Source organism: Shewanella sp. GXUN23E (assembly GCF_050865035.1).
Taxonomy (GTDB): Bacteria; Pseudomonadota; Gammaproteobacteria; order Enterobacterales; family Shewanellaceae; genus Shewanella.
This window is the reverse complement of record NZ_JBOZWP010000017.1, coordinates 47,117-68,972: the sequence shown is the minus strand read 5'-3', so window position 1 is coordinate 68,972 and position 21,856 is coordinate 47,117. Positions and strand designations below refer to the sequence as shown.

The following is a 21,856-nucleotide window of genomic DNA, read 5'->3' as shown; positions in this document are numbered from 1 at the left end:
GCGCAATAACATCCTGTTGCAACTGCCGTTTATCGCTTTATGCTTGCCGCCGATGATTTTTTGGAGGTAAGTATGGCTCAGTCCTGTTCAGCCGGACAATTCAGCTCCCGTATAGGCTTTGTATTCGCCGCCGCAGGCAGTGCCGTGGGCGTTGGCAGTATCTGGGGATTCCCCACTCAAATCGCCAACAACGGTGGCGGTGCCTTCCTGCTGGTGTATCTGGTGCTCATGTGTTTGCTGGGCATGCCCATGTTGATGGCTGAGTTGATGATTGGTCGCCATGGCCAGACCAATCCGGCAGATACCATGGCGTCCCTGGGACGGAGTCCCGTCACCCGGCACATGGGCAGGCTGATTGGTGCCATGTCCATTGTCACCGCCGGATTGATCCTGACTTTTTATACCTTGTTGTCCGGCTGGTTTGTCAGCTACAGCCTGGCTTCTCTGGTGCAGTTGCTGCCCGGGGTATCAGCCAGCACTTCGGTGGTCGGTTGGCTGACGGACTTTTCGCTGTCCCGCAATCTGATATTTACCGCGCTGTTTTGTGTGCTTACCTTTGCCGTGATCCGTCAGGGTGTGTCCCAGGGCATTGAGAAATGGTCCGGCCGCTTGATGCCTGTGCTGGTGGTTATTCTGCTACTGGGAGTTGCCTATGTACTGAGCCTGCCTGCTGCAGCTGAGGGCCTGCGCTGGTTGTTTGTGCCGGACTTCAGTCAGCTCAGCGCGCAGGTGCTGATCAGCGCTCTGGGACAAACTTTCTTTTCCCTGAGTGTCGGCACCGGCGCCATGATGGTGTATGCCAGTTATCTGGACAACACCCAGCATATCGGCAAGCTGACCGCCATGGTCGCGGGTATGGCGACTGTGATTGCTGTGCTGGCTGCGACCATGATAGTACCGGCGATTTCGGTGGCGCAGCATCAGGGTGTTGAGGTGTTTGATGCCACCGGCGCGCTGAAGAATTCAGATACTCTGGTGTTTGATGTTTTGCCGGCGCTGTTTGCCTCGCTGGGGCCTGTGGTCGGTCCGTTGTTTGGCAGTGCCTTCTTTGGCCTGATGATTATCGCGGGATTGACTTCGGCCATCTCCATCGCCGAGGTGCCGGTGAACTACGGCATTCAAAAATGGCACTGGAGTCGCAGGCAGGCGGTGTGGCGTATCGGCAGTTTGCTGACCATGGGCGCGCTGTTGCTGGCGTTGGGGTTTGAATTCCTGTTCAGTCCCATGGTGGTATTGACTACTCAGATTGCCCAGCCGCTGGTGGCTTTGGGTATCGCTTTGTATCTGGGCTGGATCTGGCGTCGGGCCAATCTGGTTGAAGATATTCTGGCTCAGGACGGGGTATCAGGCTACTCGGCCGGATGGCGTTGCTGGATTGCCTACGTCCGTTATGTTTGCCCGCTGATGATCCTGGCGATTGGTGTGTATCAGTTCCTGTAAGGCGAACCGTTCTGTACTTCTGCCGTTGGGTTGGATGTTGGCTAACTTGCTGATGTTTTACGACAGGGGGTAATGATATTGCCCCTCAATCATCAGCCTGATTCCGGCATTTTTTGATCAACTAAAAATGCCGGTTCATACGTTCAAAGAAGCTCAGCAACACCCCCCGTTCCTGCTCGCTGAAATCCGCCGTCAGCTCAGCGGTCAGTGCATGGTGCTGGTCGCTGTGGGCCTGAAACAGGGTTTGCCCCTGAGCGGTCAGACCGACCCGGACAGAACGCCGGTCAGTCTCATTGGGCAGGCGTTCCACCAGACCTGCCGCCACCAGTTTTTCAACCTGCACCGTCAGTGTCCCTGTAGTCACGCCGATTTTTTCTGCCAGCTCCTTCATGCGCATGGCACCGTGAAAACCCAGCGCTTCCAGAGTATGTACATGGGACAGGCTGATCCCCTGCTCGCGGACTATCGCATGCTCCCAGGATGACAGCTTTTCGTAGAACTCAACGATGGCGTGGTTAAGGCCTGACTCTGTGTCGTGTGAATTCAAAATGTTCCTCCGGGGCACTGGGGTTGTCGACAGGTATGGGTTTCTACCGTGATGTGGGCCAGCCACGGCAGGTCGGCAAGCATATCATGATATTGCTCTGTGGCATGGGGCTGGTGACTGACCAGCGACAGCATCAGCGCATAACGGTCAGCGTTGACCCGCCACAGATGCAGATCGGCAATGTGGTGATCCTCAAGTGTCTGCAGGCGCTGTTCTATTTGGGTACGATAGTCAGTCTGAGGATCGGCATCTAGCAATACCGGGCTGGTCTGACCGATGAGACTCCAGGCCCAGCGACCGATGATGATCGCACCGACAATCCCCATCAAGGGATCCAGCCAGGTCAGGCCCAGGTATTTCGCCAGCAGCAGTGCGGCAATCGCCAATACCGAGGTCAGTGCATCGGCCAGCACATGCATATAGGCGGCTTTGAGATTGTGATCCGCTGCCTGTGGCCGATCATCCTGATGGTCGTGGTCGTGGTCGTGGTCGTGGTCGTGGTCGTGGTCATGACTGTGATCGTTCCCATGACTGTGGCCATGGTCGTGATCTTTGAGCAGTACGGCGCTGACCAGATTGACCAACAGGCCAATGACAGCGACCAGAATGGATTGGTCATAACCGATTTTTGCCGGTTCAATAAATCGTAGCAGTGACTCACCGGCCATCATCAGTGCCACAATCCCCAAGGCGATGGCACTGGTATAGCCACCCAGTACGCTGACTTTGCCTGTGCCGAAGCTGAATGCCGGATTATCGGCGTGTTTGCGGGCATAGTGATAGGTGAACAGCGCCAGCAGAAAGGCGGCAGCATGGGTGCCCATGTGCCAGCCATCGGCCAGCAGTGCCATGGAACCATAGAGTGTACCGGCGACAATCTCAGCGACCATGGTCACCACAGTCAGCAGCAGCACAATTTTGGTGTTGCGTTCACCTTTGTTGTTAATGGCTGAAAAATCGTGAGCATGTTGCCAGCGATCTATTGGGTGTGGAGTACTGCTCATATCGACCTCGCAATATATTTTGATAATCAAACTATTTGTTTTGTGAATTGTTTGCTATTCAAACTAAAATTGCAAGCCAAAGATGACACTTTTTGAGCAATACTCTTGGCAGGCTGTCATTGTTATAATCCGGCCCCATAATTGATTGCACATTATTACTGAGATGAATCACGTCGAACTGCAGTTGACCGGTGATGGCTCCCATACCCTGTTCAACGCCCAAATCAATGAAACGTATCACAGCCATAAAGGGGCTCTGGCGGAGTCCCGCTATGTGTTTATCCATGCCGGTATGGATGCAAAGCTGGAGCAGACCAGCGACTTATCGATTCTGGAAGTGGGATTTGGCACTGGGCTCAATGCTCTGCTGACCATGCTCAGATTCCGGGAGTTTTCCCGGGTGCAGAATATCCGCGTACGTTACGTCTCGATCGAGCCTTTCCCACTGACCAAAACACTGATTGAAGGGCTGAACTATAAGAGTCTGCTATCAGAGGATGCAGCGCCTTTGTTTGACGCGCTGCATGATGCGCCCTGGGATCAGGACGTGGAAGTATTACCGGGATTTGTGCTGCGCAAAGTGCATGGACGGCTTGAAACCTATGAGGCTGCTGCGCAGTCCGTTAACCTGATTTATTTTGACGCTTTTGCACCGAACAAACAGGCCGATGTATGGGCACTGGATAATTTCAGGAAGTGCTATGAGCTGATGCAGCCCGATGGTCTGCTGGTGTCTTACTGTGCCAATGGCCAGTTCAAACGGGATTTGAAAGCCGCGGGTTTTTGCGTAAAACCTTATCCTGGCGCGCTGGGTAAGCGGGAGATGACCCGTGCCAGCAAGGTGATTGACTGAATATCACCTGTTTTATTCAACCGGCCCGGCGATATGCCGGGCCAATTACTTCTATGGCTCTTTGACGCAACAGACGACAGATAGCTGCTGTTTATCTGTGAGCGGCGCGTTTGCGCTTATGCCAGGGCAGTGCTTCCAGAGTGCATATCAGCAGTCCGGCCCAGATCAGTGAAAAGCTCACCAGTTTGACCTCATCAAAGACTTCGCCGAATAACATGATGGCCAGCAAAAACTGTACGCTGGGCTCAATATATTGCATCAGGCCGATATTGGTCAGGGTTGTGCGTATGATCGCCATGGCAAAAAACACCAGTGGCAGCAGCGTGACGGGCGCCGAACCGATATACAGCAGGATGGTTTGCCAGCTGTCCATGGATTGGCTTTTTCCGGTCACAACCAGATAGATGAGATATACCAGTGCCAGCGGTGCCAGCCACATGGCTTCAATGGTGACCGAGGTCAGTGCGTCAAAACGAATGAATTTTTTGGCCAGACCGTAAAGTGCAAAGAAACTGCCCATCACCAGCGCCAAAATCGGCAGCTCGCCGTACACCCAGACCTGATAAACGATGCCGGATATTCCAAGCAGCACTGCGGCAGCCTGACCGTGGGATAATCTGTCTTTGAGGAAGAGTACGCCAAGCGCAATGGCAAACAGCGGATTGATGAAGAACCCCAGGCTGGCTGCCAGTACCTGACCATGGGTAAGGGCTATGGTGAAAGCGCACCAGGAGACACACATGATGCAGCTGGCCACCAGAGCCATCATGACCGAGCGTTTGTCTGCCACAATGGCGTGCCAGTCCAGTCTGCGGCCAAGCAGCGTCAGGATAAGCAACATGACGGGAACGGAGAACAGTACCCGGTAAGCCAACAGCTCAAAAATCTCGGCGCCGGGCAGAAATTGATAGTACAAAGGCAGTACACCCCACAGCAAAAATGAGAATGCTGCGAGCAGATTGCCCTTCATTTGGGTTTTCATAGCAGGATTAATAACGAATACAGAGGAGAGCAGAAATTATCCCACTATGCTCTGTGTTCAAGAAGTGCCCAGCATCACAAAGCCTGTGATCTCTGTCTTGATTTGCAAGATTGCGTCTCAGGTTCCCCGGCTTCGAGGCAGGCTGCGTTGCACGACAACCTGATTGCGTCCCTGTTCTTTGGCCTGATACAGCATATGGTCCGCTTCGTTGAGAATTTGCTCCAGCTGGGTGTGACGCGGATTGAGGGCAGCCACCCCGATACTGACAGTGAAGTGGACGATTTCAATGCCGGTATTAACCTGCAGATGTTCCGCGTTTTCTCTCAGGCGCCGAGCAACCTGAGCCGCCTGCTCCAGGCTGGTATCCGGCAGCGCCAGCATAAACTCTTCGCCCCCAAATCGCCCCAGAACATCCTGCGGCCTGAGCTGGGTGCCGATAGCACTGACAAAGTGGGACAGCACCAAATCACCGGTAGTATGCCCATAGGTGTCATTGATGCGTTTGAACAAATCCAGGTCCATTGCCAGAACAGAGTAAGGCTGGTTGAGGTGTTTGGCTTCACTCAGCGATTGCTCGGCAGCCTCGGTAAAGGCCCTGCGGTTGTTGGCTCCGGTCAATGGATCCGTGTTTGCCATGTGCCGTAATCTGGCTTCCAGTGCCGTACGCTCAGTGATGTCGGTGAAAACCTGAGTCACCATAATATCGCCATCCAGATTGATGGTGTTAAAGGCCATCTCAGCCATGAAACTGTCGCCATGATCCGGTTGCAACCGCAAATCCATGCGTCCCGGCTGTACTTGGGAAGGAGTCAGTTGTCTGTCAATATTGGCCAGGTATTCCTGCCTGAACTCCTGCTCGATGAAATGAGTAGGCTCCTGTCCGAGCAGGCTTGCCAGTCCCTGCCCAAGCCGATCGATGGCATAGTTGTTGACCATGACCAACTGATGATCCTGATCGGTAATAAGAATGCCGACCGGCGCCGAATTCATCAGATCCTGCAATTGCTGACCGGCCTTTTGTGACTGTGCCAGTGCGGAATTGTTGAGCTGAGAGACCAATTTGTTCAGCGTGGCATCCTTCATCGCGATCAGCACTTCGTCGTTATCCAGCGGATAGAACTTGGCTTCGAGATAAAGCTCCTTGCGTCGGGTTCGTATGATGAGTTCTCTTCTGCATTGATATTTCTGCTCTCTTACCTGGGTGAGTGTGCTTTCAAACAAATGCAGGCTTTCTCCAAGCGGCAGCGCGGTAACAGATTCATCGACAAGCCCGGAAGAAAACACCCGCGCCAGGCATTTGCCTACGCGGATATCGCGAATTCTGTTGCTGCCATCCAGCCAGATGCAGGTATCGGCGACCACATCGGTCAGGACATCCAGGGATGCTTCTTTGCGATGCAGCATTTCCTGACATTCAGCCAGTTGCTGCTTGAGCTTGTCCAGTTGCTTGTAACTGTCTTCCACGTACGGTTGTAAATGGTTTATTTCCGTGGGAAAACCATTAGGGAAGACCTGGGCCAGCTGTTGTTCAAGTAGTTTGTGCATCAATACAACCAATGTTCAGCTTGCTGTCAGCTTGAATAAAACAAAATTCGCGTTAAATCATTGAATTGGATTTAACCAGGGCATAGTGTGTCAGAGCAGAACGGGAGTCCTGACAGGAATAAGTGTAGTCAAGCTGAGGCAATCCGACAGCGGAGACTTGCCAGAGGCCGTGACCATCCGTTATCGTCTGCCACCACTGTCCCTTGGGACTGCAATCAAATAAAGAGGTCAGGTTTATGAAGTTAAAACAAGCCGCATGCTTGCTGATTTTGCCGGTGTCACTGAGTTTGGTGACTGGCTGTCAGACGACTAACCCTTATACCAACGAGCAGCAGAATGCCAAGGCCACCAACGGTGCCCTGATTGGGGCAATTGCCGGCGCGGCAATTGGTGTGGCGTCATCCAGCAAAAGTGATCGGGGTAAAGGGGCGCTCATCGGTGCGGCGTCCGGTGCCGCGTTGGGTGGTGGCATTGGCTATTATATGGATGTGCAGGAAGCCAAACTGCGTCAGCAATTGCAGTCAACCGGCGTCAGTGTGACCCGTGATGGTGACAATATCATCCTGAATATGCCAAACGAAGTGACTTTTGGCGTTGATCAGAGCAATCTGAGCGACCGTGCCATGCAGGTGCTCAACTCAGTGGCGCTGGTTGCCAAAGAGTATCCAAAAACCCGTCTGAATGTGCTGGGTTATACCGACAGCAGTGGCTCAGACTCTTACAATCTGCGGTTGTCTCAGGTGCGGGCTGCCGAGGTGAGCAACTACCTGGCGCGCAGTGGTGTTGATGCTAATCGCCTGAGTGCATCAGGAATGGGCGAAGCCAGTCCGATTGCTTCCAACAATACCAAAGAGGGGCGCGCCCAGAACCGTCGGGTGGAAATTATTCTGACCCCGATTCAGGGGTAATAGGACAATAAAAAAACGGCAGCTCAGGCTGCCGTTTTTATTTTGCGGATAGGCGGCTAGACGCTGTGATTCATTAAAAACAGCGTTGCCAGTCCCAGAAAGGCAAACAGGCCAATCACGTCAGTGACTGTGGTCAGTACCATACCGCCCGCCAGTGCCGGGTCAATATTGAAACGCTTGAGGATCAGCGGAATGCTGGCACCTGCCAGCCCGGCGACTGTCATGTTGATCAACATGGCGCCGCCAATCAGGCCTCCCAGCGCCAGATCGCCCTTCCAGGCCCATACCGCCAGAAATACCAGAATTGACCACATCAGGCCATTGAGAAAGCCAATTGCCAACTCTTTGCCAATCAGCCAACGGGAGTTGCTCTGGCCGACATGTCCAAGGGCAATACCGCGGATCACCAGCGCCAGTGTTTGATTGCCGGCTACTCCGCCCATACTGGGAACAATCGTCATCAGTACTGCTATGGTGGCGAATTTTTCCAGGGTACCTTCAAACATGTTACTGACAGAGGCGGCCAGCAGTGCAGCGAATAGATTGATGGTCAGCCACAGCGAGCGGCGCAGGGTACTTTTCAGCACCGGGCCGAAGGTGTCTTCATCGTCATCCATACCGGCCATCCCCATCATTGAGTGTTCAGCATCCTCACGGATAACATCGACCACATCATCGATGGTGATACGGCCAAGCAGTTTGCCCTCTTCATCGACCACGGGGGCGGATACCCAGTCGTGTCGTTCAAACAGCTGCGACACTTCGGTATCGGACATACCAACCGGAATACCTTCCAAATCCGGCATCATAATATCCCGCACCGTGGCATCGGGATTACAGGTCAGCAGATCGGTGATGCGGATGCCGCCCAGCAGGCGGTCACGTTTATCCACTACGTACAGGGTGTCAGTGGCTTCGGGCAGCTCTCCGCGCAGGCGCAGGTAACGCAGGATCACATCGATGTTGACATCCGGCCTCAGGGTGACCGTATCGGTATTCATGATGCCGCCAGCGGTTTCTTCCGGATAGGACAGCGCCTGTTCCACCCGGGCTCTGTCCTGCGCGCTCATGGACTGGAGTACCTGACGGAACATGGCATCGGGCAGGCTGCGCAGAATGTAAGCCAGATCATCGGTATCCATGCCAGCGGTGGCTTTGGCCAGTCGCTCTGGGGTCATGGAGCGGATCAGGTGGTCCTTCATGTCCTCGGGCAGTTCCTCGAGGATTTCACCGGTTTGCTCCTGATCGATAAGTTGCCAGAGGATCTGACGGGTTTGCGGCGGGGATGACTCCAGCATCAGCGCGATATCCGAGGCTGCCATGTCATGCAGCATATTGCGTACATGCACAAACATGCCACTGCCCAGCGCTTTGTTCAGCTGGGTAAGACGTTGTTCGGTCAGATCGTTATCCAGAACTTCGATCGGCATGAATTCCCCCCTGCTACCGATTTTTCTTGATAGAGATTAGTCAGGTAAAACTGATGTCTGCCGCAGGCAGGGTGCCGCAATGGCACAGTGCAGACAGGCGCATATGATAGCCCAGCTATCGGAATTATACAGATTTTTTGCTACTGGCCTTCGTCAAAACGGGCATTGATCAGGGCGCAGATGGCATCCATGGCAGCTTGCGCGTCTTGCCCTTCGGCGGTCAGTGAGATGGTTTTACCCTGACCGGATGCCAGCATCAGCAGACCCAGTACACTGGCGGCACTGGCGGTCTTCTCACCGTTGGATAAGGTCACTTCAGCGTCAAACTGGCCCGCCAGTACCGCCAGCTTGGTGGCGGCTCTGGCGTGCAGACCCAGTTGATTGCAGATGGTTACCTGGCGCTCAAGTTTCATGTTTGCTCAGCTCACGATGCCGAACTTTGACCGTATGCTGGCCCTGGGCGATACGCTTGGCCAGCTGCTCGGCGATAAATACCGATCTGTGCTGACCGCCGGTACAGCCGATGGCGATGGTCAGATAACTGCGGTTATTGCGTTCAAGATGAGGCAGCCAGGTTTCCAGCAGATTTTCAATCTGCCAGATGAATTTATTGACCAGCGTCTGGCGGTTCAAGAAGTCCTGTACCGGTTGATCCAGTCCGGTCAGCGGTCGCAGCTCCGGCTCCCAGTGGGGATTGGGTAAAAAGCGCACGTCGAACATGAAGTCTGCTTCGGCAGGCATGCCATGTTTGAAGCCAAAGGATTCAAAGGTAATAACCAGCTCTTTTTCAACGTGTCCCATCAGAATTTGCCGGACCTGATCGCTCAGTTCGTAAACATTCAGATGTGAGGTGTCAATGAAATGGTCCATCATCTTGGACAGCGGGGCCAGCAGCTGGCCTTCCAGTTTGATGGCTTCCTGCAGAGAGCTTTGGTTGCGTGATAAAGGGTGCAGGCGTCGGGTTTCGCTGTAGCGTTTCAGCAGGATATCATCACCTGAATACAGGAAAAAACTGGTGATCTCAGTATTGCTCAGTGACTTGAGTTGTTGCTCCAGCACCTTATCCTGATTTTTCAGATTGCGCACATCCACACTGATGGCGACCTGTTCAGTGGTGCTTTTGAGTTGCTCCATCAAGCTGCCAATCAGCGACAGCGGCAAATTATCCACACAGTAGTAGCCCAGATCTTCCAGCGCTCTTAAGGCAACAGATTTTCCTGAGCCACTGCGGCCCGATACGATAACCAATTTCATGCGGTAATAACCCGGAACAGTTCTGCGTCATCCTGCGCTTTGCGCAGTTGCTTAACCACTTGTTTGTCGCTGAGCTTTTCAGCCATTGCAGCGAGTGTTGCCAGATGAGTCTGACATTGCTCGGCTGGAACCAGCAGGGCAAAAAGAATATCGACCGGTTGATTGTCGATGGCATCGAAGGGAACGGGTTCGGTGCATTTCACCAGGACGGCGATGGGATGATCAATAGTCGTCAGTTTGCCGTGAGGAATAGCAATACCGTTTCCGATTCCTGTGCTGCCAACTTTCTCCCGGGCAAGCAGACTTTCGAATACTTCCTGGGAGGAAAGGGTGGGGTACTGAGCCGCGATAAGATCGCTTACCAGCTCAAGTACTTTTTTCTTACTGCCCGGAGTGGCACAGGAGGCACACTCCGGCTGCAGGATGGTACGAAGTTCCATCGTTAGTGTTTTGTCAGTTTCTCTTTGTGTTTAATCACCTGACGATCAAGTTTGTCGATCAGGGCGTCTATTGCGGCATACATATCTTCATGTTCTGAAGTTGCGAAAATTTCGCCGCCGTTTATATGCAGTTTTGCTTCTGCAATTTGCTGAAGTTTCTCAACATTCAATACAACGTGCACATTATTGATCTGTTCAAAATGGCGTTCAAGCTTGGTGAATTTGCTTTCCACATATTCCCGCAGAGAGTCTGTAATCTCGATATGGTGTCCAGTCAGGTTGATTTGCATAGATAGCTACCTCCTTTATTCCGGGTAGGGTTATAAACTCTTACGCTGGTTGGAAGGCGGAATCAGCATCGCTTCTCGGTATTTGGCGATAGTCCGTCTGGCAACATTTATTCCCTGTTCTGCCAGAAGTTCTGCCATCTTGCTGTCGCTTAATGGTTTCTTCTGGTTTTCGGCTGCCACTAGCTTTTTGATAAAAGCACGAATGGCAGTGGACGAGCATTCTCCACCATCTTCAGTTCCAACATGGCTGGAGAAGAAATACTTTAATTCGAAAATCCCTCTTGGGGTATGCATATATTTTTGCGTGGTCACCCTGGAAATGGTGGACTCATGCATTTCAACCGCTTCGGCAATATCGTTGAGTACCATAGGTTTCATGGCCTCTTCGCCGAACTCAAAAAATCCCTGTTGAAACTGCACGATACAATTGGCCACTTTCAGCAGTGTATCGTTACGGCTCTCCAGACTTTTAATAAACCACTTGGCTTCCTGCAAATGGCCGCGAATGAACTGGCTGTCAGCCTGGCTGCGCGTGCTGCGGGCCATGGCTGCATAATGCTGGTTGACATTCAGTTTGGGCATGCAATCGGGGTTGAGCTCCACTACCCAGCGGCCATGCTTCTTGGATACGGATACATCTGGGATTACATACTCATCGTTATCCCGGCTGATGAGCAGACCTGGCCGTGGATTCAGGGTCTGGATGAGGTTAATGGCCTCACGCAGATCATCTTCCTTAAGGCGGGTCTTGCGCATCAGAGTGCGGAAATCGCGGTTGGCAATCAGCTCCAGATGCTCACGGATAAGTAAGCGGGCATGCTCAATGTGGGGAGTCTCTGCCGCAAACTGATTGAGCTGGATCAGCAGACACTCGCTCAAATCCCTGGCAGCCACGCCCACAGGATCGAAGTGCTGGATACGCTTGAGTACCGCTTCAACTTCATCGAGTTCAGTGTCCTCATCTCCCAAGGCTTCGAGGATCTCCTGCGTGCTTTGAGTCAGGTACCCTCGGTCATCGATCGCCTCAATAATGGCGGTGGCGATGGCGTAATCGTTCTCGGAAAAGGGCGTCAGGTTTTTCTGCCATTCCAGATGTTCATACAGACCTTCACTGGTTTCCCCCTGAAATGGCATATCATCATCACGCACTGCGGGGCCGGCAGCGACTGGAGCGGCAGTGAAGACTTCATCCCAGGTGGTGTCCATGGGCAGCTCGTCCGGCATGGCTTCCTGGGTGATGGCGTCTGATGTTTCGACACTTGAGCTGTGCTGCATCGGCTCTGAATCGTCAGGCTCATCAAATTCCGCTGAGTTGTCACCCTCGTTGTCATTCAGCTCTGAGTCATATTGTTCTTCATCCATCTCCAGCAAAGGATTGGATTCCAGCGCCTGTTGGATTTCCTGCTGGAGTTCCAGAGAAGACAATTGCAACAGGCGGATGGCCTGCTGCAGTTGAGGCGTCATGGTTAACTGCTGACCCAGTTTAAGCTGGAGAGACGCTTTCATCTTTACCGCAAATCCCTGTATAGAGTGGTTTTAATAGAAATTCTCGAGAACCGGTATGTCCATCGGTCTGAGGAAAGTGCGTATCCTTGCTGTCCCGGCATGGCTGCTGCACTGGCGCCGGGACACATGAATTAACTATAGCCTGAATTGTTCACCCAAGTACACAGCGCGCACCTGCTGGTTATCAAGGATTTCCGCCGGTGTGCCTTCGGCAATCAGATTGCCGTGGCTGACGATATAAGCGTGTTCGCAAACATCCAGGGTTTCCCGCACGTTATGGTCGGTGATCAGTACCCCCAGACCACGGCTCTTGAGCTGTTCGATGATCTTCTTGATGTCGATAACCGAGATCGGATCAACCCCGGCGAATGGTTCATCCAGCAGAATGAACTTGGGATTGGCTGCCAGCGCCCTGGCAATTTCCACCCGCCGGCGTTCACCGCCTGACAGGGCCATCCCCATGGAATCGCGGATATGGGTGATGTTGAACTCTTCCAGCAGATGTTCCAGTTGTTCTTCCCGTTGCTCATTGGTCAGTGCCTTGCGGGTTTGCAGGACTGCCATGATATTGTCGCGGACGGACAACTTACGGAAGATACTGGCTTCCTGAGGCAGGTAGCCGATACCCTTGCGGGCGCGCATATGCATGGGATCCAGCGTCAGGTCTTCATCATTGATGTAGATAGCACCCTTGTCGCTTTTGACCAAGCCAACCACCATATAAAATGTGGTGGTCTTGCCGGCACCGTTGGGGCCGAGCAGACCGACGATCTGACCGGTTTTCACTTCCAGGCTGACGTCCTTGACGACCTGACGATTCTTGTAGCTTTTGGCAAGATGCTCTGCTTTCAGCGTCAGTTCACTCATGAATCCGGCTGCCCCTGCTTTTTGTCTTTGCTGGAAGGTTTGTTGTCGTCCAGAGGCTTGATGTCATTCTGGAAGTTTTCAGGCTTGATGACAGTGTGCACCCGATCGTCAGGATTCTGATTACCCTGTGCGGTCATCTGTTGCAATTCAATGTCGTAGACGATTTTGGGCGCACTGACTTTGCTGCCATCCTGCTCGATTTCAGCATCGCCCATCAGGGTCAGTACCCGCTTGCTGATGTTGTAGCGGATCTCATTGGCACTGGCAGTGGCAGGACGATGATTGTCCAGCATCTGGGTGTAGGTAGCCGGTTTGCCGGTGGCGATAAGAATGGTTTCTCCATCCCCCTGGCTGGCGCTGAGCTCATCGGCCTGAATTTTGATACTGCCCTGGGTGACTGTCACCGGGCCTGAGTACACCACCCGTTTGTTCTTGATATCGGCAAACTGGCTGGGTGCCTTGATGTGCACTTCCTTGGTGAGATCGTCCGTAGCCGCCAGTGCGCCCCAACTCAGGGTGCACAGGAGTGCCGCAAAAAATGTCTTAGTTTGGTTCATAGATTCCTGTTACCTGATTCAGCAGCTTAACTGTCTGCGCATTCAGATCGGCATAAAGCCCTGTACCTTCTACTTTAAAATTGCTGCCATCTACCTGGATTACGCGATCAGAGCGCATGATCATGGTATCCAGATCCAGCTGCAGGTAGCTGGTTTTCAGCTGTTGCAAGGGTTCATTGGGCGTAATGGCGTCGATGATAACATTATTCTCAAGCGTGACTATGTTGTCGTCTTTGTCGAGCGTGCCCTCAGCGGCAGATATCCGCCAGTGCGCCTGACCATTATCCGGGTAAAGCAGATAGACAGGCTGGGAAAAACGGGTCAGATTGCTGGCTTCGAAATGTTCCATATGTACAGCTGTCACCCGGCTTTCAACTTCGCCCAGGTCATTGAAACTGACGCTGGAGAGATCGTCGGCGACGAAATCAGGCTGAACCACATTGGAAGCGGCATTGGACTGCTGCTCATTCTTTTTCATCTGCACCTGCCAGTAAAGCCCCAGTGCAATTGAGAAGAACAGCACAATCGCCAGCGTAATCCGATTCATATACTCATCCCATGGGCAGCGTCGAACTTATCCTGACTCATCAGCAACAGATCCGTCAGTTCTCTGACCGCGCCATAGCCGCCGGGCACCTGAGTGATCATATCGGCATGTTGTCTGACGTAGGGATGACCATCGGCAACGCACACTGCCAACCCCACCTGTTGCATTACCGGCAGGTCCACCATGTCGTCACCGATATAAGCGACCTGATCGGCAGTCAGCTGATATTTACTCAGCAGTGCTGCAAAAGGCACCAGTTTGTCATCTATGCCCTGATAGATATCTTCCACGCCAAGCGCTGTCATGCGGTTTTCAACCAGCTGCGACTGACGACCGGTGATCACCGCGATATGAAAACCGGTAGATAACAGCGAGCGAATCCCAAAGCCATCCCGGGTATGAAATGCCTTGAGTTCTTCGCCACTGTTGCTCAGATAGATACGACCGTCGGAAAATACGCCGTCGACGTCACAAATCAACAGTTTGATATTGGCAGCTTTCTGCCACACAGCTTCGGCCACTGGGCCATACAAGCCTTGACGCATGTTTATATAACTCCTGCCTTGACCATATCCAGCATATTGAGCGCGCCGATTGGGCGTTTGTGCTCATCGACAATGATCAAGCCATTGATATTTTTTTCGTCCATCAGTTTCAGTGCCTGGGCGGCAAGCACATTGGCGCCCAGAGTAACACAGTTTTTGGTCATCACTTTGGCGATGGAGGTTTGATGCAGATCCACCCTGGCATCGATGACTCTGCGCAGATCGCCATCGGTGAAGATCCCGGCAAGCACTCCGTCACTGTCAACCACTGCGGTCATGCCTAGTCCCTTGCGGGTAATTTCATACAGCGCATCGGTAATACCGATATTGTCCTGTACCAGCGGCAGTTCATCACCTGCATGCATAATATCGGCGACCCGCAGCAGCAGTTTACGACCAAGGGCACCACCCGGGTGGGACAGGGCGAAATCATCTTTGGTAAAGCCTTTGGCCTGTAACAGCGCCACCGCCAGCGCATCGCCCAGTACCAACGTTGCGGTGGTACTTGAAGTAGGTGCCAGCCCCAGCGGGCAGGCTTCCTCCGGCTCTCCGATACAAAGGTGCAACTGCGACAGCCTTGCCATGGTAGAGGAAGGCTTGCCGGTGATGGATATCATGGCAATACCACGACGTTTGATGACCGGCATCAGCGTGAGTATTTCCGATGATTCACCTGAGTTGGAGATCGCCAGTACCACATCGTTTTCAGATATCATGCCCAGGTCGCCATGGCTGGCTTCACCCGGATGCACAAAGAAGGCCGGCGTGCCGGTGCTGGCCAGTGTGGCCGCAATCTTGTTGCCGATGTGGCCGGATTTGCCCATCCCCATGACGATCACTTTGCCACTGCAATTAAGGATCATGTCACAGGCATCGGCGAAGGCCTCGCTGTCGATAAACTGGTGCAGGTTATCCAGCGCAGCCTTTTCGGTATCTATCACCCGACGTCCCCACTGACGCCAGTTTTGTCTGTCATTCATCTTGTCGTTCTCATCCTGTGTCAGACACTTTTGAACAGCAATAGCTGGTAAGCGACAAAGCTTATCAGCAGCACCGCACCGTGCCAGCGCTGCAGTTCACGTTTACGGCCTGTGGTCAATACCAGCAGTGCCAGGGCGCTGCTGCTGGCCAGTACCATATAAAAATCACGGGTACTGGCCTGTGCGTCTATAGCAGCCGGCGCAAGCAACCCGGGAATGGCCAATACAGCCAGAATATTAAACAGATTGGAGCCGACGATATTGCCTATGGCCAGATCGTCTTCCTTTTTCAGCACGCCGGCTACACAAGCCGCCAGTTCCGGCAGCGAAGTTCCAACGGCGATAATGCTCAGTCCTATCACCAGATCGGATAGGCCAAAGGCTTTGGCAATGCCAACAGCGCCATCGACCATCAGGTCGGCAGACAGCGGCAGCAGGATTATACCAACCAGCAACCAGAGAATAGCCCGAGCGTTGGGCACGTCTTTGGGGACTTCATCATCGGCTTCCTGCGCCAACGGGTCCTGCTGTTTGTTGTTAAGGGCGTGCCAGATGAGATATGTCATCAGCGCCAGAAATACCGCCAGCAGGATAAGACCATCATTACGCGACAAAAAGCCATCGTGAATCAAATAACCGGCCAGCACAGTGGCACCCAGCATCATGGGGATTTCCCGCATTAGGGTTTGGGAGCTGACCCCTATGCTGCCCAACAGCGCCGTGATGCCTAGGATCAGCGTGATATTGGCGATGTTCGAGCCAAGCACATTGCCGATTGCGGTATCTGTCATGCCATCGAGCGCTGCAGTGGCCGCGACGAACATTTCCGGTGCGCTGCTGCCCATAGCGACAATGGTGAGGCCAATGAGCATTGGCGGCAATCCCATATTTCTGGCAAAGGCGGCGGCGCCATAGACGAATTTGTCTGCGCTCCACACCAGCAGGGCCAATCCACTGGCCAGCAAAAAAATGTTAAATAACATGTCCGGCGATGATGCTGATTGAGTTCTGGGGCGCATTGTCGCTGGATTTGCTGCAAATTTAAAGTATTGTCGCCCCAGCGCTTTGATTCGGTTGTGTATACTGCTCCGTTTCCGTACAATTTTACCCTTCGCAATCTGCTTTTTGGCAGTTCACAACACCGGCGTAGCGCCCAATTTCATCGGAAATACGGACATCTGCATGACGCAACTTGGCACGCCTCTGGTGGAGATCCGGGAACTCGGATTCCGTCGGGGCAACAGAGTCATTTATGACAATATCAGCCTGACCATCCCCAAAGGTAAAGTGACCGCCATCATGGGACCCAGTGGCATAGGCAAAACCACGCTGCTGAAGTTAATCGGTGGTCAGCTGACGCCGGATCGCGGTGAAGTGCTGTTTGATGGGCAGAATATTCACCGAGCCAGTCGCAGTGAATTGTTTCGCATGCGCAAACGCATGAGCATGTTGTTCCAAAGTGGTGCGCTGTTTACCGATATGAATGTGTTCGACAACGTGGCTTTTGCGCTGCGGGAACACACACAGTTGCCGGAAGAAATTATTCGCACTCTGGTGCTGATGAAACTGGAAGCCGTGGGCTTGCGCGGAGCTGCAGAGCTGATGCCCAATGAGCTGTCCGGTGGTATGCAGCGCCGGGCTGCGCTGGCCCGTGCCATTGCGCTGGAGCCGGAAATGGTGATGTACGATGAGCCGTTTGCCGGTCAGGACCCTGTTTCCATGGGGGTGTTGGTGAAGCTTATCCGGGAACTGTCCCACGCGCTGAATCTCACTTCCGTGGTGGTTTCCCATGATGTGACCGAGGTGCTGGGAATTGCCGATTATGTTTACGTGATTGCCGATAAGAAGGTGATCGCCCGGGGGACACCCGCAGAGCTGCGCGGTGCAACCGACAACCCGCAGCTGATGCAGTTTTTACAGGGACAACCCGATGGCCCGGTGCCATTTCACTATCCGGCAAAGGACTTTCTTGAGGAGTTGGCCAATGGGGCTGGTTGACTGGATTGCGTCGCTGGGGCGCAGTGCCATTAGTTTTGTGGCCGGTATGGGGCAGGCGGGACTGATGCTGTGGGGCGCCATTGCTCATCTGCCCAGAGTGCGTAAGGGCTTGCCACTGCTGGTAAAGCAAATCTATGTGGTGGGTGTGCAGTCCATGGTGATTGTGCTGGTTTCCGGGCTGTTTATCGGTATGGTGCTGGCGCTGCAGGGCTACACCATCCTGGTGGATTTCGGTACCGAGGAAAGCCTGGGGCCCATGGTTGCTTTGAGTCTGCTGCGGGAGCTTGGTCCTGTGGTCACTGCGCTGCTGTTTGCCGGACGGGCGGGCAGTGCACTGACGGCAGAAATCGGTTTGATGAAAAGTACCGAGCAGCTGTCCAGTCTTGAGATGATGGCTATTGATCCTCTCAGGCAAATAATTGCGCCGCGCTTCTGGGCCGGGGTTATCAGTATGCCATTGCTGGCATTGATGTTTACTGCAGTGGGTATTCTGGGCGGGCATTTGGTCGGGGTTGAGTGGAAAGGAATCGATCATGGCTCCTTCTGGTCAATTTTGCAGGCCTCGGTAGAATGGCGTCAGGACATAGTCAATTGCCTGATCAAAAGCCTAGTATTTGCCGTGGTTGTCACCTGGATTGCGTTGTACCGGGGATATCAGGTCATTCCCAATCCGGAAGGGATTAGCCGGGCCACCACCCAGACAGTAGTGCAGGCCAGTCTGACCGTCTTGGCATTGGATTTTCTGCTGACAGCCGTCATGTTTGGCTGAAGCATTATTGAGTATTGGGACAACAGGTAATCAGCACATGTTGACAAGGAAAATCGAGATTTTGGTGGGCAGCTTTATGCTGGCCGGATTGGCGGCCTTTTTGGTTCTGGTATTCAAGGTCGCCAACGTGGATGTGCAATCAGCTGCCAGCAGCTATAGCCTGAAAGCCAGCTTCAACAATATCGGCGGTCTGAAAGTGCGCTCGCCGGTTAAAGTTGGTGGGGTGGTTGTTGGCCGGGTCAGTGCCATTGAGCTGGATCCCGCCACGCTTGAGCCTGTGGTCACCATGACCATAGACAAGCGATATGATCAGTTTCCGGAAACCAGCAGCCTGGCCATTCTGACTTCAGGATTGCTCGGGGAACAGTTTCTGGGGCTGACACCGGGTTTTGTGGATGAAGACGTTGCCATGCTGGCGGATGGCGATGCGATTCAGGATACCCATGGAGCTCTGGTGCTGGAAGATTTAATAGGCCAGTTTTTATACAGTATGGGCGATAAAAAGTAGGGAGTAGTGCCATGTTCAAGCAAGTTATGACTGCAGCGATGGGGTTGATGTTGCTCGGCGCGGCGCACAGCGCAACGGCGGCTGTCGAGGTCAATACACAGGATCCCTACATCATGATGGAAACTGTGGCGAACCAGACCTTTAACAGATTCAAGTCTGATAAGCCGAAGATTGATGCCGACCGCAACTACCTCAAGGTGATTGTGGAAGAGGAGCTGATGCCCCATGTGGATTATCGCTATGCGGGCCTGAAAGCCATGGGCCGGTACGTTAAGGATGCCTCTGCTGAGCAGCGTCAGGCATTTGTGGACGCCTTCAGGGCTTACCTGATCACGACCTATGCTGATGCGCTGGGCAGTTATACAGATCAAACCATTGAGTTTGCGCCGGCAAAGCAACAGGACGACGCCAAGGATGTGCGGGTGTACGTGAAGATTGTGGATCCGGGGCGTCCGGACATCAATGTCGAGTTCCGTTTGCGCAAACAAAAGGATGACAGCTGGAAGGCTTACGATTTGAAAGCCGAGGGTGTGAGTATTCTGCGCTCCAAAACTGATGAATTCGATGGCCTTATCCGTCAGCATGGTCTGGATCAATTTATTCAGATGCTCAACGAAAAGGCGGCTGAATCTGTGCAAATCAAGCAAGAGCAGGGCGCATGATCGAATTCAGTGTGCAGGGGAGTGTCTGCCAGGTCAGCGGCATGCTCGAGCAACATGATGTCGTCAGCCTGTGGCCGGCGCGTCAGGAATTATTTCCCGATGAGGTGGATACGCTAGTGCTGTCCGGCCTGAGCTACAGCGACAGCGCCGGAATTGCGTTCCTCCTGGCGTTGTGGCGTCAGCGGCTGACGTATGGCCGGCCGCTGCAGTTAATCCAGCCTTCCGAACAGCTCAGCAGACTGGTTGAGCTGTATGATTTACAAGCCTGTTTTAACCTGCAGGCCTAACCTCTTGAGGTATACAGTTCATGGATTGTAAAGAGATTGAATCCCTGTTAATTCAGGCTTTGTCATTGGATGAAGCCCATGTAACGACCGACGGCAGTCATTTCAAGGTGATTGCGGTGGGTGAGTGCTTTGATGGCATGAGTCGTATCAAGCAGCAACAAGCAGTCTATGGTCCGTTGATGGAAAAGATAACCAGCGGGGCATTGCATGCAGTAACCATTAAAACTTTCACGCCGACTCAATGGAAACGCGAAAAAGTTTTCAATATGCCAATGTAGAGAGGCGAAGTGGATAAATTAACTATTCAGGCCAATGGTGCGCTGAACGGAGACGTGGTCATTTCCGGGGCCAAAAATGCGGCGCTGCCGATTTTGATGGCTGGCGTACTGGCTGAAACTGAGTTCGTAGTCACCAACGTGCCCAAGCTGCGCGACGTTAACACCAGTTGTGAACTGCTGCGTCGTCTCGGGGCTGACGTGACTCAGTCTGAATCCGGTGAGATCTGTATCGATACCCGGGCACTGAACAATTACTGTGCGCCGTATGAACTGGTGAAGACCATGCGCGCATCTATTCTGGTGCTGGGCCCGCTGCTGGCGCGGTTCGGTCAGGCCGACGTGTCATTGCCCGGTGGCTGCGCCATTGGTGCCCGTCCGGTAAACCTGCATCTGCATGGTCTGGAGTTGATGGGTGCCCAGATTGATGTGAAAGAGGGTTATATCAAAGCCCGGGTTGATGGCCGTTTGAAAGGCGCCCATATCTTTATGGATATGGTCAGCGTTGGCGCGACTGAAAACCTGCTGATGGCGGCTGCGCTGGCGGATGGGGAAACTATCCTTGATAACGCTGCCTGCGAACCTGAAGTGGTAGATTTGGCCAAATGTCTGATTGCCATGGGCGCTAAAATTGAAGGTGCAGGGACGTCAACTATCCGTATTCAGGGTGTGCAGAAGCTCAACGGTTGTCATTATCGGGTGATGCCAGATCGCATTGAAACCGGAACCTTCCTGGTTGCGGCAGCCGTAACCCGCGGCAAAATCCGTTGTGTGGATGCTGACCCATCTTCTCTGGATGCGGTGCTGGCCAAGCTGGAAGATGCCGGTGCCAAGATCGCCACCGGTGAAGACTGGATTGAACTGGATATGCAGGGCAAGCGCCCCAAAGCGGTCAATATCAAGACGGCACCTTATCCGGCATTCCCAACTGACATGCAGGCGCAATTCTGTGTACTGAACGTGTTGGCTGAAGGTACGGGCACCATCAAGGAAACCATCTTTGAAAACCGCTTCATGCATGTGCCTGAACTGATGCGTATGGGCGCCGATATGGAGCTGGAAGGACATACCTGTATTATTCGTGGTGTAGAGCGTTTGAGCGGTGCTCAGGTGATGGCGACTGATCTGCGGGCTTCTGCCAGTCTGGTCATCGCCGGACTGATGGCCGATGGCAATACTATTGTTGATCGTATCTACCATCTTGACCGTGGCTATGAGCATATCGAAGATAAGTTCAAAGGCTTGGGTGGTAAGGTTGAACGGGTGAAATAACCCCTCAGGCTCAACTCATTTCTCTAAGGGCATTGGCAATACCAATGCCCTTTTTGTTGATCAGAAAATGCCGGAGTGATGAATGTTGCTTTAGTGTTGAAAATTGTGACGCAAGTCGCTAGCCTGAAGATCCCCCCCTATGCTTCTCATTCCAACTTTTCAACGGGTTGGACTCGGATACTATGAAGGAGGATGTATGCCAAGGTTGATTTGGATGTTGATGATGCTGGTATTGGCCGCAGTGATGTTTACTTCTGGCTGGACCTTTTCTGCCGCCGGTCTGCTGATTGTGGCGATAGCCACTGAGGTTGGTTTCCGCACCCGGGTGCGCTGGTGCACTGATTAGCTGGCAGAAATGATTGTCAGGTTGCAACAGCAAGGCAGGCACTG

Annotated in this window: 27 protein-coding genes; 11 read left to right on the top strand and 16 right to left on the bottom strand. The window is 53.2% G+C overall.

Annotated elements, in window-relative coordinates:
• Positions 1-72: 72 nt before the first annotated feature.
• Entirely contained in the window at positions 73-1,440 is a 1,368-nt protein-coding gene (locus tag ACRRUX_RS14615) for a sodium-dependent transporter (RefSeq protein ID WP_432531617.1), read from the top strand.
• A 121-nt stretch (positions 1,441-1,561) separates the two neighbouring features.
• On the opposite strand, the gene ACRRUX_RS14610 is transcribed toward ACRRUX_RS14615, so the two are convergent.
• Positions 1,562-1,987: a MarR family winged helix-turn-helix transcriptional regulator gene (locus tag ACRRUX_RS14610; RefSeq protein WP_432531615.1), complete on the bottom strand. Its 426-nt coding sequence runs from the start codon at positions 1,985-1,987 to the stop codon at positions 1,562-1,564.
• The gene (gene dmeF, locus ACRRUX_RS14605) at positions 1,984-2,991 is read right to left on the bottom strand and encodes a CDF family Co(II)/Ni(II) efflux transporter DmeF (RefSeq protein WP_432531613.1); all 1,008 of its coding nucleotides are present in this window, start codon (positions 2,989-2,991) and stop codon (positions 1,984-1,986) included. Before dmeF ends, ACRRUX_RS14610 begins: the two co-directional genes overlap by 4 nt.
• A 163-nt stretch (positions 2,992-3,154) precedes the next feature.
• On the opposite strand from dmeF, the gene mnmD reads away from it, so the two are divergent.
• Positions 3,155-3,844: a tRNA (5-methylaminomethyl-2-thiouridine)(34)-methyltransferase MnmD gene (mnmD, locus tag ACRRUX_RS14600; protein ID WP_432531611.1), complete on the top strand. Its 690-nt coding sequence runs from the start codon at positions 3,155-3,157 to the stop codon at positions 3,842-3,844.
• Between the two features lie 91 nt (positions 3,845-3,935).
• On the opposite strand, the gene rarD is transcribed toward mnmD, so the two are convergent.
• Together rarD and ACRRUX_RS14590 are read right to left on the bottom strand one after the other, a co-directional pair.
• Entirely contained in the window at positions 3,936-4,826 is an 891-nt protein-coding gene (rarD, locus tag ACRRUX_RS14595; RefSeq protein ID WP_432531609.1) for an EamA family transporter RarD, read from the bottom strand.
• Between the two features lie 117 nt (positions 4,827-4,943).
• Complete coding sequence (locus ACRRUX_RS14590) at positions 4,944-6,371, bottom strand: diguanylate cyclase (protein WP_432531607.1); 1,428 nt, start codon at positions 6,369-6,371, stop codon at positions 4,944-4,946.
• Positions 6,372-6,607: 236 nt separating this feature from the next.
• Here ACRRUX_RS14590 and ACRRUX_RS14585 point away from each other — a divergent pair, with 236 nt between their 5' ends.
• Positions 6,608-7,279 carry an OmpA family protein gene (locus ACRRUX_RS14585; RefSeq protein WP_432531605.1) on the top strand — a complete coding sequence of 224 codons (672 nt, stop codon included), beginning with the start codon at positions 6,608-6,610 and terminating at the stop codon, positions 7,277-7,279.
• 56 nt (positions 7,280-7,335) lie between these two features.
• Here the strand turns inward: ACRRUX_RS14585 and mgtE are convergent, their stop codons facing one another.
• From mgtE to ACRRUX_RS14525, 12 genes are all read right to left on the bottom strand, one after another.
• Complete coding sequence (gene mgtE, locus ACRRUX_RS14580; RefSeq protein ID WP_432531603.1) at positions 7,336-8,709, bottom strand: magnesium transporter; 1,374 nt, start codon at positions 8,707-8,709, stop codon at positions 7,336-7,338.
• Between the two features lie 140 nt (positions 8,710-8,849).
• Complete coding sequence (locus ACRRUX_RS14575) at positions 8,850-9,122, bottom strand: HPr family phosphocarrier protein (protein WP_432531601.1); 273 nt, start codon at positions 9,120-9,122, stop codon at positions 8,850-8,852.
• Positions 9,112-9,963, bottom strand: a complete 852-nt coding sequence (gene rapZ, locus ACRRUX_RS14570; protein WP_432531599.1) for an RNase adapter RapZ — start codon at positions 9,961-9,963, stop codon at positions 9,112-9,114. Before rapZ ends, ACRRUX_RS14575 begins: the two co-directional genes overlap by 11 nt.
• Positions 9,960-10,403 (bottom strand): PTS IIA-like nitrogen regulatory protein PtsN, encoded by a 444-nt coding sequence (gene ptsN, locus ACRRUX_RS14565; RefSeq protein ID WP_432531597.1) that lies wholly within the window; start codon positions 10,401-10,403, stop codon positions 9,960-9,962. The genes rapZ and ptsN overlap by 4 nt, the downstream gene beginning before the upstream one ends.
• A 2-nt stretch (positions 10,404-10,405) precedes the next feature.
• Positions 10,406-10,693: a ribosome hibernation promoting factor gene (hpf, locus tag ACRRUX_RS14560; RefSeq protein ID WP_432531595.1), complete on the bottom strand. Its 288-nt coding sequence runs from the start codon at positions 10,691-10,693 to the stop codon at positions 10,406-10,408.
• Positions 10,694-10,723: 30 nt separating this feature from the next.
• Complete coding sequence (locus ACRRUX_RS14555; RefSeq protein ID WP_432531593.1) at positions 10,724-12,199, bottom strand: RNA polymerase factor sigma-54; 1,476 nt, start codon at positions 12,197-12,199, stop codon at positions 10,724-10,726.
• Between the two features lie 135 nt (positions 12,200-12,334).
• Positions 12,335-13,066 carry an LPS export ABC transporter ATP-binding protein gene (gene lptB, locus ACRRUX_RS14550; RefSeq protein ID WP_432531591.1) on the bottom strand — a complete coding sequence of 244 codons (732 nt, stop codon included), beginning with the start codon at positions 13,064-13,066 and terminating at the stop codon, positions 12,335-12,337.
• On the bottom strand, positions 13,063-13,623 hold the full coding sequence (lptA, locus tag ACRRUX_RS14545) for a lipopolysaccharide transport periplasmic protein LptA (protein WP_432531589.1): 561 nt from the start codon (positions 13,621-13,623) through the stop codon (positions 13,063-13,065). Before lptA ends, lptB begins: the two co-directional genes overlap by 4 nt.
• The gene (gene lptC / locus ACRRUX_RS14540; protein WP_432531587.1) at positions 13,610-14,170 is read right to left on the bottom strand and encodes an LPS export ABC transporter periplasmic protein LptC; all 561 of its coding nucleotides are present in this window, start codon (positions 14,168-14,170) and stop codon (positions 13,610-13,612) included. The genes lptA and lptC overlap by 14 nt, the downstream gene beginning before the upstream one ends.
• Complete coding sequence (kdsC, locus tag ACRRUX_RS14535) at positions 14,167-14,715, bottom strand: 3-deoxy-manno-octulosonate-8-phosphatase KdsC (protein ID WP_432531585.1); 549 nt, start codon at positions 14,713-14,715, stop codon at positions 14,167-14,169. Before kdsC ends, lptC begins: the two co-directional genes overlap by 4 nt.
• A gap of 2 nt (positions 14,716-14,717) precedes the next feature.
• Positions 14,718-15,695, bottom strand: coding sequence for a KpsF/GutQ family sugar-phosphate isomerase (locus ACRRUX_RS14530; RefSeq protein ID WP_432531583.1), 978 nt, complete (start codon positions 15,693-15,695; stop codon positions 14,718-14,720).
• A 20-nt stretch (positions 15,696-15,715) separates the two neighbouring features.
• Positions 15,716-16,678, bottom strand: a complete 963-nt coding sequence (locus ACRRUX_RS14525; RefSeq protein WP_432531581.1) for a calcium/sodium antiporter — start codon at positions 16,676-16,678, stop codon at positions 15,716-15,718.
• A gap of 199 nt (positions 16,679-16,877) precedes the next feature.
• On the opposite strand from ACRRUX_RS14525, the gene mlaF reads away from it, so the two are divergent.
• From mlaF to ACRRUX_RS14485, 8 genes are all read left to right on the top strand, one after another.
• Positions 16,878-17,693: a phospholipid ABC transporter ATP-binding protein MlaF gene (mlaF, locus tag ACRRUX_RS14520; RefSeq protein ID WP_432531579.1), complete on the top strand. Its 816-nt coding sequence runs from the start codon at positions 16,878-16,880 to the stop codon at positions 17,691-17,693.
• On the top strand, positions 17,680-18,462 hold the full coding sequence (gene mlaE / locus ACRRUX_RS14515; protein WP_432531577.1) for a lipid asymmetry maintenance ABC transporter permease subunit MlaE: 783 nt from the start codon (positions 17,680-17,682) through the stop codon (positions 18,460-18,462). The genes mlaF and mlaE overlap by 14 nt, the downstream gene beginning before the upstream one ends.
• A gap of 37 nt (positions 18,463-18,499) precedes the next feature.
• Positions 18,500-18,970: an outer membrane lipid asymmetry maintenance protein MlaD gene (gene mlaD, locus ACRRUX_RS14510; protein WP_432531575.1), complete on the top strand. Its 471-nt coding sequence runs from the start codon at positions 18,500-18,502 to the stop codon at positions 18,968-18,970.
• An 11-nt stretch (positions 18,971-18,981) separates the two neighbouring features.
• Complete coding sequence (locus ACRRUX_RS14505) at positions 18,982-19,632, top strand: MlaC/ttg2D family ABC transporter substrate-binding protein (protein ID WP_432531573.1); 651 nt, start codon at positions 18,982-18,984, stop codon at positions 19,630-19,632.
• Positions 19,629-19,919 (top strand): STAS domain-containing protein, encoded by a 291-nt coding sequence (locus ACRRUX_RS14500; RefSeq protein WP_432531571.1) that lies wholly within the window; start codon positions 19,629-19,631, stop codon positions 19,917-19,919. Before ACRRUX_RS14505 ends, ACRRUX_RS14500 begins: the two co-directional genes overlap by 4 nt.
• 20 nt (positions 19,920-19,939) lie before the next feature.
• The gene (locus tag ACRRUX_RS14495) at positions 19,940-20,197 is read left to right on the top strand and encodes a BolA family protein (protein WP_432531569.1); all 258 of its coding nucleotides are present in this window, start codon (positions 19,940-19,942) and stop codon (positions 20,195-20,197) included.
• A 9-nt stretch (positions 20,198-20,206) separates the two neighbouring features.
• Entirely contained in the window at positions 20,207-21,466 is a 1,260-nt protein-coding gene (murA, locus tag ACRRUX_RS14490; RefSeq protein WP_432531567.1) for a UDP-N-acetylglucosamine 1-carboxyvinyltransferase, read from the top strand.
• Between the two features lie 196 nt (positions 21,467-21,662).
• Entirely contained in the window at positions 21,663-21,812 is a 150-nt protein-coding gene (locus ACRRUX_RS14485; protein WP_432531565.1) for a hypothetical protein, read from the top strand.
• Positions 21,813-21,856: the final 44 nt, after the last annotated feature.

Coding starts and splice junctions, on each gene's coding strand:
- ACRRUX_RS14505 (WP_432531573.1), top strand. CDS start 18,982: ATGTTCAAGCAAGTTATGACTGCAGCGATGGGGTTGATGTTGCTCGGC.
- ptsN (WP_432531597.1), bottom strand. CDS start 10,403: ATGGAACTTCGTACCATCCTGCAGCCGGAGTGTGCCTCCTGTGCCACT.
- dmeF (WP_432531613.1), bottom strand. CDS start 2,991: ATGAGCAGTACTCCACACCCAATAGATCGCTGGCAACATGCTCACGAT.
- ACRRUX_RS14530 (WP_432531583.1), bottom strand. CDS start 15,695: ATGAATGACAGACAAAACTGGCGTCAGTGGGGACGTCGGGTGATAGAT.
- lptB (WP_432531591.1), bottom strand. CDS start 13,066: ATGAGTGAACTGACGCTGAAAGCAGAGCATCTTGCCAAAAGCTACAAG.
- kdsC (WP_432531585.1), bottom strand. CDS start 14,715: ATGCGTCAAGGCTTGTATGGCCCAGTGGCCGAAGCTGTGTGGCAGAAA.
- rarD (WP_432531609.1), bottom strand. CDS start 4,826: ATGAAAACCCAAATGAAGGGCAATCTGCTCGCAGCATTCTCATTTTTG.
- mgtE (WP_432531603.1), bottom strand. CDS start 8,709: ATGCCGATCGAAGTTCTGGATAACGATCTGACCGAACAACGTCTTACC.
- lptC (WP_432531587.1), bottom strand. CDS start 14,170: ATGAATCGGATTACGCTGGCGATTGTGCTGTTCTTCTCAATTGCACTG.
- ACRRUX_RS14495 (WP_432531569.1), top strand. CDS start 19,940: ATGGATTGTAAAGAGATTGAATCCCTGTTAATTCAGGCTTTGTCATTG.
- rapZ (WP_432531599.1), bottom strand. CDS start 9,963: ATGAAATTGGTTATCGTATCGGGCCGCAGTGGCTCAGGAAAATCTGTT.
- ACRRUX_RS14525 (WP_432531581.1), bottom strand. CDS start 16,678: ATGTTATTTAACATTTTTTTGCTGGCCAGTGGATTGGCCCTGCTGGTG.
- ACRRUX_RS14575 (WP_432531601.1), bottom strand. CDS start 9,122: ATGAAACTTGAGCGCCAGGTAACCATCTGCAATCAACTGGGTCTGCAC.
- lptA (WP_432531589.1), bottom strand. CDS start 13,623: ATGAACCAAACTAAGACATTTTTTGCGGCACTCCTGTGCACCCTGAGT.
- ACRRUX_RS14615 (WP_432531617.1), top strand. CDS start 73: ATGGCTCAGTCCTGTTCAGCCGGACAATTCAGCTCCCGTATAGGCTTT.
- mnmD (WP_432531611.1), top strand. CDS start 3,155: ATGAATCACGTCGAACTGCAGTTGACCGGTGATGGCTCCCATACCCTG.
- mlaF (WP_432531579.1), top strand. CDS start 16,878: ATGACGCAACTTGGCACGCCTCTGGTGGAGATCCGGGAACTCGGATTC.
- mlaD (WP_432531575.1), top strand. CDS start 18,500: ATGTTGACAAGGAAAATCGAGATTTTGGTGGGCAGCTTTATGCTGGCC.
- ACRRUX_RS14585 (WP_432531605.1), top strand. CDS start 6,608: ATGAAGTTAAAACAAGCCGCATGCTTGCTGATTTTGCCGGTGTCACTG.
- hpf (WP_432531595.1), bottom strand. CDS start 10,693: ATGCAAATCAACCTGACTGGACACCATATCGAGATTACAGACTCTCTG.
- mlaE (WP_432531577.1), top strand. CDS start 17,680: ATGGGGCTGGTTGACTGGATTGCGTCGCTGGGGCGCAGTGCCATTAGT.
- ACRRUX_RS14485 (WP_432531565.1), top strand. CDS start 21,663: ATGCCAAGGTTGATTTGGATGTTGATGATGCTGGTATTGGCCGCAGTG.
- ACRRUX_RS14500 (WP_432531571.1), top strand. CDS start 19,629: ATGATCGAATTCAGTGTGCAGGGGAGTGTCTGCCAGGTCAGCGGCATG.
- ACRRUX_RS14590 (WP_432531607.1), bottom strand. CDS start 6,371: ATGCACAAACTACTTGAACAACAGCTGGCCCAGGTCTTCCCTAATGGT.
- ACRRUX_RS14555 (WP_432531593.1), bottom strand. CDS start 12,199: ATGAAAGCGTCTCTCCAGCTTAAACTGGGTCAGCAGTTAACCATGACG.